Here is a 14,850-nt window from a genome sequence, read left to right as displayed (position 1 = left end):
ATATCTATTAATTTATCTTGAGATCTGTTTCATCAAATGCATCCTGAATCGGCGCTCCCGGTGATACCATTGGGAATACTTTGTCATCGCAGTTGATCTGGCATTCAATCACTACAGGAATATTTAATTCCATCGCCTCTTTGAGAACCGGTTTTAACTCTTCCTTCTTTGTTACCAGATATGCTTTGGCTCCCATGGCCTCCGCCAGTTTCACGAAATCCACCTGGTCATTTAATACTGTATGTGAATAGCGCTTTCCATAGAACAAGGTCTGCCACTGACGAACCATGCCAAGCACATGGTTGTTAATAACCACCTGGATAACAGGTATATTGTATCTGGTAGCCGTAGCTATCTCGTTCATGTTCATTCGGAAACATCCGTCTCCTGCGATATTAAACACCGTTTTATCTTTGCATCCCATCTTAGCTCCTAAGGATGCTCCCAGGCCGTAACCCATGGTTCCAAGACCGCCGGAAGTTAAAAATGTTCTCGGCTTCTTATACTTGTAATACTGGGCCGCCCACATCTGATGCTGACCTACTTCAGTTGTAATGATCGCATCGCCTTGTGTTAATTCATAGATTGTCTCAATAATTCCGGGTCCTGTCAACCCTTCTTTATTATAACGGAGCGGATACATATCCTTCATCCGTTCAATATGTCCGATCCATTCATCATGATTAACCGGGTCAAGACGCGCATTTAACTTTCTCAGAACCGATTTCAGATCGCCGATTATGCTGGCGTGTGTTCTGATATTTTTATTGATCTCCGCAGGATCTACGTCGATCTGAAGAATCTTCGCATTTTTCGCAAACTTCGATGCGTTTCCGGTTACACGGTCGCTGAAACGGGCTCCCAAAACGATCAAAAGGTCGCATTCGGTAAATCCGAAGTTGGAGGTTTTTGTTCCATGCATACCCACCATGCCGGTGTATAACTCATCGGTTCCGTCAAACGCTCCTTTTCCCATCAGGCTGTCCGCAACCGGCGCCTGGATCTTATGGGCAAATGTTCTCAGTTCATCGGACGCGTCCGCCAGAACAGCGCCGCCTCCTACGAAGATAAACGGTTTCTGCGAATTGCGGATCATGCCCAGCGCCCGCTCCATATCCTCTTCCGTGATGGAATCGGTCTGGCGTTCCACCTTTTCCGGTTGTTTGTATTCATATTCACACAGTCCTGCCGTCACATCCTTTGTGATATCAATGAGAACCGGGCCGGGCCTCCCCGACTGGGCGATTGAAAATGCACGGCGGATGGTGTCTGCCAGCTTTGTAATATCTTTTACGATAAAGTTGTATTTCGTAATCGGCATGGTCACTCCGGCGATGTCGATCTCCTGGAAACTGTCGCGTCCCAAAAGGCTTACCGCCACATTGCACGTGATGGCCACAATCGGAACAGAATCCATATATGCGGTCGCAATACCGGTTACGAGGTTGGTCGCTCCGGGTCCTGAAGTCGCCATACATACGCCGACTTTTCCGGTGGCTCTGGCATAGCCGTCGGCCGCATGAGCCGCTCCCTGTTCATGAGAAGTCAATATATGCGTGATCTCATCCTGGTGTTTATAAAGGGCATCATAAATATTTAAAATGGTGCCGCCCGGATAACCAAAAACAGTATCTACCCCTTGTTCCTTTAAACATTCAATAACTATATCTGCTCCTGTCAATTTTGCCATATATTCCCTACTCCTTGTTCTTTCTCCTGATTCAATCCGACGGGGCGGGTTGATGTCACTGCCGTCCTGACCGAACGGTTTACGCTTCTAATACAGCGCCCCGGTCAGCTGACGTTACCAGTTTCGCATAACGTTTCAGATATCCGGTGGTCACCTGTGGAGTTCTGGGCTGCCATTTTGCTTTTCTTGCAGCCAGTTCTTCCTCGGAAACTCTCATATTGATGGTATTGGCATTGATATCGATCTCGATGATATCGCCTTCCTCCACCAGGGCAATCGGTCCGCCCACCGCAGCTTCCGGAGATACATGGCCGATGGAAGCGCCTCTGGAAGCGCCGCTGAAACGGCCGTCCGTAATCAGTGCTACGCTGGAGCCCAGCCCCATACCGGCAATTGCCGAGGTCGGATTCAGCATCTCTCTCATACCAGGACCGCCTTTTGGCCCTTCATATCGGATTACAACCACATCTCCTGCTACAATTTTACCGCCTTTGATGGCTTCGATCGCATCTTCTTCGCAGTCAAATACTCTGGCAGGCCCTTCATGCTTCAGCATCTCAGGCGCCACTGCGGAACGTTTTACTACGCAGGAATCAGGCGCTAAGTTTCCGCGAAGCACTGCGATGCCGCCGGTCGATGAATATGGATTTTCCGCCGGGCGGATAACTTCCGGATTCCGGTTGACGCAATTTTTGATATTTTCTCCTACGGTTTTGCCGGTCACGGTCATGCAGTCCAGGTTCAGAAGTCCCAGCTTGCTGATCTCATTCATAACGGCGTAAATGCCGCCGGCTTCATTTAATTCTTCAATATATGTATGTCCTGCCGGAGCCAGGTGACACAGGTTCGGCGTCTTGGAACTGATCTCATTGGCAATGTCCACGTTCAACTCTACTCCTGCTTCATGAGCGATTGCCGGAAGGTGAAGCATGCTGTTGGTGCTGCATCCCAGCGCCATATCCATGGTGAGGGCATTCATAAACGCTTTCTTCGTCATGATGTCACGGGGACAGATATTCTTTCTGTACATCTCCATAACGGCCATACCGGCATGTTTTGCCAGCTTAATGCGCTCGGAGTAAACGGCCGGAATGGTTCCGTTGCCCTGCAATCCCATGCCCAGAACTTCCGTCAGACAGTTCATGCTGTTGGCCGTATACATACCGGAACAGGAACCGCAGGTCGGGCAGGCTTTATTTTCAAATTCTTCCACTTCTTCAGCGCTCATCGTACCGGCTGTATAGGAACCTACCGCCTCAAACATGCTGGAAAGGCTTGTTTTCTGTCCGTGTACATGGCCTGCTAACATCGGACCGCCGCTGACGAACACTGTGGGTACATTAACGCGTGCCGCAGCCATCAAAAGTCCCGGTACATTCTTATCACAGTTCGGAACCATGACCAGCGCATCGAACTGATGGGCCAACGCCATACATTCCGTGGAGTCCGCAATCAGATCTCTGGTTACCAGGGAATATTTCATTCCGATATGTCCCATGGCAATTCCGTCGCAGACTGCGATCGCCGGAAATACAACCGGTGTTCCGCCTGCCATGGCAACTCCCAATTTTACGGCTTCCACAATCTTATCCAGGTTCATATGCCCCGGAACTATCTCGTTAAAGGAGCTTACAATACCTACTAACGGCTTATCCATCTCCTCTTTTGTCATACCTAACGCATTGAATAAGGAACGGTGGGGCGCCTGCTGCATCCCACATTTTACATTATCACTTTTCATCTTAATCCTCCATTCCTGTTCTTCTTAACCGATCCGTTCTGCGATCAGATCGCCCATCTTTGCGGTGCCTGTCTGAACACAGCCCTCGGACATGATATCCACAGTGCGGTACCCCTCTGTCAGCACATTCTGGACTGCAGCTTCGATGGCATCCGCCTCTTTGTCCAGATCGAAGGAATAACGGAGCATCATCGCTGCCGAAAGGATGGTCGCTATCGGATTCGCTATATCTTTTCCGGCAATATCCGGTGCGGAACCATGGCTCGGCTCGTACATTCCGAATTTGCTTTCATTTAAACTGGCGGATGACAGCATGCCGATGGAGCCGGTGATCATGCTGGCCTCATCCGATAAAATGTCTCCGAACATATTCTCTGTCAGCACCACGTCAAACTGCTTCGGATTCATGACCAGCTGCATTGCACAGTTATCGACAAGCATGTGGCTTAACGTTACTTCAGGATAATCTTTCGCAACCTCTTCCACCACTTTTCTCCAAAGTCTCGATGAATCCAGCACATTGGCCTTATCCACGCTGATCACCTGTTTTCTGCGCTTCATGGCAATGTCAAATGCCTTAATTGCAATTCTTCTGATCTCATTCTCGTCATATGTAAGCGTGTCGGTGGCTTTCATGACTCCATTCACTTCTTCCGTATGGCGCTCTCCGAAGTAAATGCCGCCTGTCAGCTCTCTCATAATCACCATATCAAAACCATCGCCGATAATCTCTTTCTTCAGCGGGCACGCCTCGGCCAGTTCTTTATAAAGGTAAGCCGGACGGATATTTGCAAATAAATTAAGACCTTTGCGGATGGCTAACAATCCTGCTTCAGGTCTCAGGTTTGGTGCCACATCGTACCATCTGGAATTGCCCACATTGCCGCCTACGGCGCCAAGCAAAACCGCATCACTCTTTTTCGCTGTTTCCAATGCCTCGTCCGTAAGAGGCACTCCGTATGCATCGATGGAACATCCTCCCATCAGCACTTCGGTATAGTTAAATGTATGGCCGTATACCTGCCCCACCTTGTCTAATACCTTACAGGCTTCCCTGACAATCTCAGGTCCTATCCCATCGCCTGAAATGGTAACTACATTATAATCCATACAAATGTCTCCCTTATTCTTCATTTCTCGCGGTTATGTCGCAATTGTTTCTTTACATAATATCGCATTTACTGGGAGATTTCAACTATTAGCAAGTGATTTTTGCAGATTGGGATATACAAGATTGGAATCAGGTTCATAACCTGACGTTATGATATGAAGGTAAATCTATATCGGAGTTTTATATTTCGTGAAGGAATTTTCTTTTAGGCCGGCCGGATGAGCTTTTATCTGTCTTTCTATTTAAGAAAGAATCCCATTTGAGGGACTCTTCGTCTGCGGCGGACCGCTTCTGCGGCCCGATACCTTACCGCTCATTCCTGAGCGTTTTCTGCCTGCAAATCGGAATCAGATTTTAACTTTTGTCCACACGCCCGACTTAAACCTCCATGTGGTCAGAACAAAACGGCAGAACTGATCCGATACAACCCCCAGCCAAATTCCAATTATTCCCATCCCCATCACATAGCAGAACAGATAGGAAAACAACGGACGAACCAGCGTCACGCTGATGGTGGATGCCACAGTGGTGAAAAGCACATCCCCCGCTCCCCTCAGACATCCCATATAGATCACCTGAGCGATCTGAAGCAGAACGATAATCATAACGATCTTCATAATCATAACTCCCATAGCTATGATATGTTCTTCCTTAAAATAAAGGCTGAACAGAAAATGTCCGCAGAACAGGTAAAAGACCGACAGAATGACAGAGATCACATTCCCCATTCTCTGACAGATTTTTCCGTACAGCTTGGCCATCTCCGGGTTCTGTTCTCCCAAACTCTGCCCGATTAAAGCCACCGCAGCCACCTGCATGCCGTCTCCAAACGAAAAGGATAAACTCATAACATTCATCCCCACCTGATGAGCCGCAAATGCATCCGTTCCCAGTTTAGCAGCCATCACCGCAACCGACATAAAGCCGACTCTCATGAGGATCTGCTCGATGAAGATATTGGAACCGATTCTCACCATACTCCGCACAGGCGCAATGGTCGGCTTCACTTTTTCTTTTATAATATAAGGAATGCTGACAAAACTGTCTTTAGACAAAATGGATGCGATGCTCATACAGCAGGCCACAAACGTTCCGAAAACAGTAGCCAAAGCCGCACCGCGGATTCCCAGCGCCGGGAAACCGAACTTACCGCCGATCAGCAGATAATTGCCGATCATATTGACTACATTGGCCGTCACATTGGTTTTCATGGCAATCTTCGTCTTGCCGGAACCACGCTGTGCCGCATTAATCGCTAAGGATATGATATTAAACATCATGCCGCCCATAATAATCTGAAAATAGATAACCGCACTTTCATGAGTATCCGGCCCGGCACCGCATAAATTGATAATCGGATCTGCAAAATACACACAGGCTGCGCTGACCAGTGTTCCTATAATGACCACATACATAAGAGAAATCATCATGGTCTGATTGGCGCTTTTTCTGTCCTGCTGCCCTTTCCTCCTGGCCACAATTGCAGAAACTGCCACGTTGTTGGCAATAAATAATGCTAAACCGATAAATTTAGGCTGGGTCGTAAGTCCTACCGCAGCCACCGCATAAGCCCCGATGGAACTAACCATCAGGGAATCGACCATTCCGGCAAATGCCACAAAAAACGATTCCAACACCGCCGGCCAAGCCATATTAGCCGCTGTCTTTATGTACTCCGAGTTCTCTTGTAATGATTTTGTTATCTTATTCTCCACGCTCTTACCCTTTATCCCCTGATCTTTGTACTCACATAAATACATTATAGCACCAAATACAGATACATCAATCTTAAATGAGAAAATCTTTATTTAGTGGACTAAGGTACGCCGGAAAGAAGGGGAAGCCCAGGCGGGCGGCGGAAGTAATCGGCAAAATGGGATTCGGGATTCGCCCCTAAGATGTACTAAGACCCGCAAGGACAAAAAGAGACAGGACCGCGCCCATTCGCAGTGAACTCCTGATGACTTCACTGCTCAAGGGGCGCTTAGAACCTGATTTGGAATTCAGTTTCTACCTGTCTCTTTTTGTTCTTGCGGATCTAAGTACATCTAAGGGGTTCCATACGATCCCATTTCGCTGATTACTTCCGCCGCCCGCCTGGGCTTCCCCTTCTTTCCGGCTGCTGCTTGGCTAGCTAAGGGTAAAAAAGATTTGGTGGAGTAGTGAGTAAGTTTTTACATCAACCATGAAGGCATTTCTGAAAATCCCTTGAAGATCTATGTAAATGCGGTTCTATACAACTACCTAAGCACATCTATTGTTTTTAACCAGGCCGACGAAAACCAGCACGGAATCGGGATGCGGGGAAGGAAGAGGCGGTCTTTACGGGACCCCGGGCTGGGGGGAACGAAAAAAGGATAATTGGGAGCGTATGGAACCCCTTTAGTGATTCTTAGGCACGCAAGTACAGAAAGAGACAGGTAGAAACTGAATTCCGAATCAGTTTCTAAGCGCCCCTTGAGCAGTGAAGTCATAAGGAGTTCACTGCAAATGGGCGCGATCCTGTCTCTTTCTGTACTTGCGGGTCTTAGTATCACTTAGGGGCGAATCCCGAATCCCAATTGGCCTTTTTTCGTTTCCCCCAGCCCGGGGTCCCGTAAAGACCGCCTCTTCCTTCCCCGCATCCCGATTTCGTGCGTACCTTTCGTCAACTCAGTTAAATAACAATTTTACGGATTTCAACTAAATTTGTGTGCTGTGGATTTCCCTTGGCATAGGTGGTTGGCATTTGGGAGGTAAGCACATTGATGGAGCCGGCCAGGTCTGTGCCGTCCGGGCCCGGCTGGTACCAAGCGCCTTGGGCAAGGGCCGCAGCTCCTTTTTTGATGCGTGCCGTCACTTTTACGGGAATTTGGATTCTGCCTCGGTCATTCCACACTAAAACCATGTTTCCATCGCTTATGCCGCGGGCGGCCGCGTCTTCCGGGTGCATCCACAGTGCTTGGGGATCCAGTTTGTGAAGTTCCTTGTTATTGTCGTGGATGCTGTGGCAGCGCCTCTTTGTATGCCATCCGATCAGCTGGATCGGGTATTTTTCCGTTAACGGGTCCATAGGGCCTTCCAGCGGTTCCACGTATCTTGGAATTGCCGGTACGAAATCTTTAAATTTTGTATTGTAGATTTCAGGAGAGAAAATCTCAATCAGGCCGCTTTTTGTCGGAAACGGATGTTTTACCGGGTCCTGGCATTCTTTTTCAAATGCGATCACCCGCGGATTATTCTGATATCTGTAAATACCGGCAGCTTTAAACTGCTCATAGTCTGGCAGTTCCGGCTCCGATTTCTGAAGTTCCTTGTAAATGGTTTCCAGCCATTCCTCCGCAGTCCGGCCTTGGGTAAATTCTTCCCCTAATCCGATTTTTTCGGCCACTTCCGCCAGCCAGTCATATTCAAACCGGCTTTCATACAACGGCGGAATCACTTTATTGTTGAATCCCAGAAAATCACCGTACAGCCACGGCATTGTAATATTTTCACCTTCGAACATGGAAGTGCCGGGAAGCAGGATATCCGCGAATTTGGCGCTGGAGGTCATGAACAGGTCGCTGCACAGAATAAATTCACATTTTTTCGTGTCCTTTAAAAGCTCTGCCGTCCTGTTAATATCGCTGTGCTGATTGATCAGACAGTTGCCGGCCAGATTGATGATCATCTTGATGTCTGAATCCAGTTTTTTGCCTCCTGTCACTCCATCCAGATCCGTCATCTCATGTCCCCGTTTAACGGCATCCGTCCATAAAAATACCGGGATCTTCTTCTGGTAAGGGTTGGCCGGGGATGGAAATTCAGGGTTTTTGTGACGGGTGCAGTCTGCGGTTCCGCTGGCCCATCCTCCGGAAATCCCCACATTTCCGGTCATGCATGCCAATACAATTCCTCCCCTGGTACTCTGTTCCCCATAAGCATGGCGCTGGGCCCCGTACCCCTGGATCAAGGCAGCCGGCTTGGCCGTTGCATAACGGATGGCTAGAGAACGGATCGTTTTGGCATCCACTCCTGTTATGGGTTCCGCCCATTCCGGAGTTTTCCTGATGCCGTCCTTTTCTCCGTTTAAATAGGACAGATAGGATTCTGACGGGTCAATCCCTTCCGGCATATGGCTGCCGTCAAATCCAAGGCAACACCGGTCCAGAAATTCCTGATCTAAAAGCCCTTCCTCTGCAATCACATATGCCATGGCGTCCATCATCGCGCTGTCCGTGGCAGGGCGGATGGCTATCCATTCCGCGCCCAACTGGCGGATGGTGTCATTTTCCCTGGGATCAACACCTATGACCGGAATTCCTTTTTCCACCGCTTTCCTAAGATAATACATGGTCCCGCTGTCAAATTTTGTTTCAGCCGGGTTATGGCCCCAAAGGATAATCAGGTTTGTGTTCAGCAAATCTTCCAGACTATTTCCCGTCTCACCTGTTCCATACATCAGATTCGTGGCCTGCCGGATGCATGCGGTGCTGTAAGAATTATAGGAATCCAGGAAACCGCCGTCCATGCACAGAAGGCGCTTCGCCAGTTTATTACCCCTCATCAGGGCGCTGATTCCCGTCGCATAATTCACATAACGGGAACCCGGCCCATAGGTATCCCGGATACGCATCCATTCCTCAGCAATAATTGTTACAGCTTCTTCCCAGGAAATCCGCTGAAACCGCCCTTCTCCTCTCTCTCCAATCCGCTTCATAGGATATTTCAGACGGTCTTCACCTAAAAATGTTTTATGATAATTAAGCCCTTTGGCACAGGCACAGAGCGGCACACCGCTTCCCGCCGCCTCTTTCGTGTCCGTAGTCAGCTTCATAATCTTTCCATCCTTCACATGAGCCTGAATAATACATCTGCCGCCGCAGTTATTCCTTCCTGTGGTGGGGATGATCTTGATATCATCATTACAGTCCATACAAAACACCTTTCAACTTTTCAATATCTCCATCCGCAAAACAATATCCGTCCATACCGCATTCCCTGGCCCCGTCGATATTTAGCTGAAGATCGTCCACGAAAAAGCATTCTTCCGGCTTTAAACTAAATCTGGAGAACAGGGCCTCATATATCTGGCGCTGGGGCTTAATGCATTTTTCAGAAGCCGAAAATAGAACTCCGTCAAAATGCCGGATTCCGGGAATCACTTTTTTATACATATCCGGAAGTCTCATGGAAGCATTCGAGCAGAGATAAATCCCGTAACCCCTTTCCTTTAAATTCTTAATGAGCTCTTCCATTCCCTCGATGGGCCACATACAGTAATCAGGCCAATGCTCCATACAAAGCTTTGCTTTTTCATGCAGCCTTTTTGGAAGGCGTTTAATAATCTTCTTTAAAGCCTCCTCTTCGGATATTACACCCATATCTAAAAAGATCCATTCCGGCGATACGAATATCGCCGTGCATACCGTTTCACGGTCCTGTTCATCCTCAATGAACTGCCGGCACACCCTCATGGAATCATAGGCCACCAGGACATTTCCCATATCAAATACAATATTCTTTATCATTTCAATTCCTCCGTCAGGTTATTATCACTCCTACAAATTTATACAGCCTAAATTGTACCACATTTCCCCGGGCTTCGGTATTCTTTTTTAACTTCCGGCAATACGCCGGCAGGGAACGCAAAAAGCAGAACAGGAAAGACGGATTCTGCCGCTGTTACCGGCTCAGCCTTCTCTGTTCTGCTTATTCGCATATCCTTGTTTCTTTAACTTATTCGGTTACATAGACATGCTCAGCGCGAAATTTCGATTGCATGCTTATAATTTTCCACATTAACCCCATATGTAATGCCTGTTTTAAAAATACTTTTATCCAATACCTGATATTCTTTTTCATTGGACTTATAATCCTGGACAGAAACGCCCTTTTGCTCGCACGCATTATGGATAAATTTTAAAAACTCATTATCGAATTTTCCCGGCATATAGCCAAAGTTAAGTCCCTGTATATTGCGCGTTGAGATGAGACTGTGCACCCACTGGTCTGCTCTCCCGCAAAAATGCATGGTAATGGGAGCAAAGGCATCTGCAATTTTCTCATTGCAGGGTTTGATAAATTCTTCATAAAAGTCCCTGGACAGATTCACGCTGCTGTCCTCCCTGAGAGTAATTCTGCCTTTATAAATGCTGGACCAATGATAGTGGAACCCATCGCCTGTCTCCGCATTTGTCTCGTTCAGAATCTGTTTCATATAAGCGATATACGTATCCGTAACCACAGCTAAAAATGCCTTTACCCGGTCCGGGTCATCGTACATATCCAAATAAATATTGCTCCCCCACAAAAGGTGGGCCACATCAAAAGGCCCCTGCAGATCCGCATGATATACCCTGATATATTTCCGGCACTTGGGAAACTCGGACAGTCGTTTGTGATAATGCTCATGCGTGGCGCTCACCCGCCCGCCGCTCAGCTTCGGCATACCATTGCGGATAAAGCCGTCTATCTCATCCTGAGAAAGAGGCGATACCCAAGGCATATTATCATCTACTATCTTGAATTTTGCTCCAAATAGCGAAGGCAGAGTTCCGGTTCCGTAATTGGCCCGTATCATAGGGATTGAGTCATCCCGTATCTCGATGACCGGAAGACATTTAATCAGCTCATTATACATCATGGCATCCATATCCTGATGTATACATTCCATTGAAGCAGGTTTATAGCCTGACTGGTTGGGATAAATCACACGCAGCGGTATTTTTTCAGTCTTCTCATAATTCAGCGCTTTTTTTATCCGTTCTGCCTTTTCTTCCTCTATCTCAGCAACCAGTCCCCGTTCCAACAATTCCAATAATTCATATACCTTTTCACCATAATTCATAGGGACATCTCACAACCTTTCATTTTTAATACACCTATGTTATACTAAAGACGAAAAAATTGCTTTGCATTTCCTGTTTATTTTTTTGCATATTCTATCCAAATAACCATTTCACCAGGAAAAAGATATTATGAAAAAAGAATTATTAAAATACAGCGCCAAACTTCAGGATGATTTTTCAATCAAGTATAAGTCTGATATCATTTCATCAAAAAAGCCGTTTCATATCCACAGTCAGTTTGAAATTGTCTTCTCACTGACAGATGAGATTATCTGTGAACTGGAAAACCAAACAATACCGGTTCCACCCGGCTGCTTTCTGCTTCTAAATCATATGGACCTTCATTGCCTCAGAACCAGCACAAACCAGCCCTGCCGCCGTTATGTACTTTTTTTCTCGCCGGAATATCTTTCCGGTTTCTCTTTTGATGCCGATTTGCAGGAATGTTTTATCTACCGCAACGTCAACACTCCCCAGCTTCTTCCCCTGTCGTCTTACGAACAGCGAAAAGAGGCGGCCGCATATCTGGAACAGCTGCTTTTTTACCATAACGCTGATCCCGGGAAACTCTATGGATGTGAATTATCAAAAAAGCTTTTGCTGGCCCAGCTTCTCCTCTTTATTAACCGGAGATATCGGGAAATTCATAAAGTACCGTTTTCCGGTTCTGAAAACCATAAAACTTTTTACCGCATTATCTCTTATATCAGCAGTAATTATTCAAAAGAACTGACTGTTGATGATATATGCCGCCAATTTCTTTTAAGCAAAGCGGCCTTATATCATTTATTCCATGATATTTGCCAGGAGTCTCCCGGAGAGTATATCATCCGCTACCGGCTGGAAAAATCCAAGGAGTTCCTTCATCAAAATTGTACGGTTGAGGAAGCCGCATTCCTTTCCGGCTACTCAAATCAGGCGCATTTCAGCAGGATTTTCAAACAAAGGACGGGCCTGACTCCAAAACAGTACCAGAAACTGCATGGGGGAGGGACTAAATTGTGATTTAACGATGGGGGCTGGCGAAGGGGGGACGCACGGAATCGGGAGGCGGAGCCGGAAGCCAACGGCCGGAAGGGCTGTCCGGGCCGGGGAAGGAAGATGCAGCCAAATGGGATCGTATGGAACCCCTTTAGAGCTACTTAGGTCCGTAAGGGCAGAACGAGGCAGGTAAAAACTGATTTCCGTCTCAGTTTTTAAAGCGCCCTTGAGCAGCGAAGTCATCAAGAGTTCGCTGCGAATGGCGCTGGCCTGCCTCGTTCTGTCCTTACGGGCCTTAGTAGCTCTTAGGGGCGAATCCCGAATCCCATTTGGCTGCATCTTCCTTCCCCGGCCCGGACAGCCCTTCCGGCCGTTGGCTTCCGGCTCCGCCTCCCGATTCCGTGCTGGTTTTCGCTAGCCTGGTTAAAAGCAATATTATGCATTGGTATTTACGTAAAGCCAAATTTATATAGATCATGAAGGGATTTTCAGAAATGACTTCAGGTTTTACTTTAAACGTTAAGGCATTTCGCAAAATGACCTCCCCCTTTACATTAAATCGTGAAAGTATTTCTGAAAAAGACTTAACGGTTGATGTAAAAACTTACTCACAATCCATCAAATCTTTTTATCCTTAGCTAGCCAATCAACAGCCGGAAAGAAGGGAGCGCCCGGGCAGCCGGCAGGAATGAAAAGAGATAGGGGATCGTTTGCAGGCCCTTAGTGATACTTGGTCGGCAAGAGCGGAAAAAGGCAGACAAATACTGAATTCCGAATCAGTATTTGAGGCGCCCTTGATCGATGAAGTCATAAAGAGTTCATCGCGAATGGCGCCGCGCTGCCTTTTTCCGCTCTTGGCGGCCTAGTATCACTTAGGGTCGAAACTCGAATCCCCTATCTCTTTTCATTCCTGCCGGCTGCCCGGGCGCTCCCTTCTTTCCGGCGTTTCTTTCTAAACTAAATAAAGATTTGCAATTAAACTTCCGGTTTTTCAACCTGAACAATTGCCTGTTTCTGCATAGGAATACGGCAGTTCTTGTTATTGCCGAATTCTACAATAACAGTATCCTCTGTCAGATCAATTACGACACCGTAGAAACCGCTGGTGGTTAAGATGCTGTCCCCTACTGCAATACTTGCCATCAGTTCCTGCATTCTCTTCTTTTCTTTCTTCTGAGGTCTGATTGCCATAAAATACATAAGACCGAAAATCAAAACGGCATACATAATCCAGAATCCAGGACCACTCATAAGGTTTGATGCTGTTAACATAAAAACTTCCTCCTTCAATATAAGAACCGCTGTTTTATTGCGTAACGCCTCACCGCGTATTCTTCTCTTCTCATGACAAATCCGATATTAATCTTCGTTTTGCCCTGCCGCCATGCCTGTCAGTTTTTTGGCTTTATACTCAGCATAGCGCTGCTCTCTGATTGCGTCGCGAATCTCTTCCATCATTGTATTATAAAAGTACAAATTATGCAAGACGCATAATCGCATTCCAAGCATCTCCTTCGCTTTAAAAAGATGCCGGATATAAGCTCTGCTGTAAGAACGGCACGCCGGACACTGGCAGCCTTCTTCAATAGGCCGTGGGTCCAGTTCGTACTGCTGGTTAAACATATTCAGCTTTCCATGATTGGTATAGACATGTCCATGCCGTCCATTTCTGCTTGGATATACACAGTCGAAGAAATCAACGCCTCTGTCCACCCCTTCCAATATGTTGGCCGGTGTTCCCACTCCCATCAGATAGGTGGGCTTATCGGACGGCAGATGAGGTACTGTCACATCCAGAATATGATACATCTCTTCGTGGCTCTCTCCAACCGCCAAACCGCCTACCGCGTAGCCGTCTAAATCCATGGCTGCAATGGTTTTGGCGTGTTCAATACGGATCTCATCCACAACGCCGCCTTGGTTGATTCCAAATAACAGCTGCTGTTTATTGATGGTATCCGGAAGGGAATTCAAACGGTTCATCTCCGCCCTGCAGCGTTCAAGCCATCTGGTCGTCCGGTCCACGGACTTTTTGATATACTCGTAATCCGCATGGCTTGGCGGGCATTCATCGAATGCCATAGCAATTGTCGAACCCAGGTTAGACTGGATTCTCATGCTTTCTTCCGGCCCCATAAAGATCTTTCTTCCGTCAATATGGGAGTTAAAATGAACCCCTTCTTCTTTTATCTTTCTCAGTCCGGCCAGAGAAAATACCTGAAATCCGCCGGAATCCGTCAGAATCGGCCGGTCCCAGTTCATGAACTTATGAAGTCCGCCGAACTTTTTAATTAACTGATCTCCTGTCCTCACATGAAGATGATAGGTATTGGACAACTCAACCTGCGTCTTAATCCCCTTTAAATCATCGGTGGATACCGCGCCCTTAATGGCGGCCACAGTTCCCACATTCATGAAGACAGGAGTCTGGATCGTGCCGTGCACAGTTTTCATCTCAGCACTTTTAGCACGTCCATCCCTTGCTATGATTTTATATTCCATAGGTAATCCCATC

Annotated in this window: 11 protein-coding genes; 1 reads left to right on the top strand and 10 read right to left on the bottom strand. The window is 47.2% G+C overall.

The genetic code is table 11. The features are described from left to right. Positions 1–7: 7 nt before the first annotated feature. From ilvB to C0033_RS21340, 7 genes are all read right to left on the bottom strand, one after another. Positions 8–1,690 (bottom strand): biosynthetic-type acetolactate synthase large subunit, encoded by a 1,683-nt coding sequence (ilvB, locus tag C0033_RS21370; RefSeq protein ID WP_103229943.1) that lies wholly within the window; start codon positions 1,688–1,690, stop codon positions 8–10. A gap of 79 nt (positions 1,691–1,769) precedes the next feature. Then, complete coding sequence (gene ilvD / locus C0033_RS21365) at positions 1,770–3,431, bottom strand: dihydroxy-acid dehydratase (protein WP_103229942.1); 1,662 nt, start codon at positions 3,429–3,431, stop codon at positions 1,770–1,772. 24 nt (positions 3,432–3,455) lie between these two features. Then, entirely contained in the window at positions 3,456–4,541 is a 1,086-nt protein-coding gene (leuB, locus tag C0033_RS21360) for a 3-isopropylmalate dehydrogenase (protein WP_103229941.1), read from the bottom strand. 348 nt (positions 4,542–4,889) lie between these two features. Further along, positions 4,890–6,302, bottom strand: coding sequence for an MATE family efflux transporter (locus C0033_RS21355; RefSeq protein WP_103229940.1), 1,413 nt, complete (start codon positions 6,300–6,302; stop codon positions 4,890–4,892). A gap of 896 nt (positions 6,303–7,198) precedes the next feature. Further along, positions 7,199–9,439, bottom strand: a complete 2,241-nt coding sequence (locus tag C0033_RS21350) for a DMSO/selenate family reductase complex A subunit (RefSeq protein ID WP_103229939.1) — start codon at positions 9,437–9,439, stop codon at positions 7,199–7,201. Beyond that, the gene (locus tag C0033_RS21345; protein ID WP_103229938.1) at positions 9,429–10,034 is read right to left on the bottom strand and encodes an HAD family phosphatase; all 606 of its coding nucleotides are present in this window, start codon (positions 10,032–10,034) and stop codon (positions 9,429–9,431) included. Before C0033_RS21345 ends, C0033_RS21350 begins: the two co-directional genes overlap by 11 nt. A gap of 230 nt (positions 10,035–10,264) precedes the next feature. Next, positions 10,265–11,353 carry a uroporphyrinogen decarboxylase family protein gene (locus tag C0033_RS21340; protein WP_103229937.1) on the bottom strand — a complete coding sequence of 363 codons (1,089 nt, stop codon included), beginning with the start codon at positions 11,351–11,353 and terminating at the stop codon, positions 10,265–10,267. A gap of 130 nt (positions 11,354–11,483) precedes the next feature. On the opposite strand from C0033_RS21340, the gene C0033_RS21335 reads away from it, so the two are divergent. Further along, a complete protein-coding gene (locus tag C0033_RS21335; RefSeq protein WP_103229936.1) occupies positions 11,484–12,359 on the top strand; it encodes an AraC family transcriptional regulator in 876 nt (291 codons plus the stop codon). Between the two features lie 271 nt (positions 12,360–12,630). Here C0033_RS21335 and C0033_RS27185 read toward each other — a convergent pair whose 3' ends face one another. From C0033_RS27185 to tgt, 3 genes are all read right to left on the bottom strand, one after another. Further along, a complete protein-coding gene (locus tag C0033_RS27185; protein ID WP_180994843.1) occupies positions 12,631–12,813 on the bottom strand; it encodes a hypothetical protein in 183 nt (60 codons plus the stop codon). 497 nt (positions 12,814–13,310) lie between these two features. Then, positions 13,311–13,607, bottom strand: coding sequence for a preprotein translocase subunit YajC (gene yajC, locus C0033_RS21325; RefSeq protein WP_103229934.1), 297 nt, complete (start codon positions 13,605–13,607; stop codon positions 13,311–13,313). 87 nt (positions 13,608–13,694) lie between these two features. Further along, on the bottom strand, positions 13,695–14,837 hold the full coding sequence (gene tgt / locus C0033_RS21320) for a tRNA guanosine(34) transglycosylase Tgt (RefSeq protein ID WP_103229933.1): 1,143 nt from the start codon (positions 14,835–14,837) through the stop codon (positions 13,695–13,697). Positions 14,838–14,850 lie beyond the last annotated feature (13 nt).

The sequence above is a fragment of the Clostridium sp. chh4-2 genome (genome assembly GCF_002899675.1).
GTDB lineage: Bacteria > Bacillota > Clostridia > Lachnospirales > Lachnospiraceae > CHH4-2.
The sequence above is the reverse complement of the archived record's forward strand: the minus strand, read 5'-3'. Positions and strand labels throughout refer to the sequence as shown.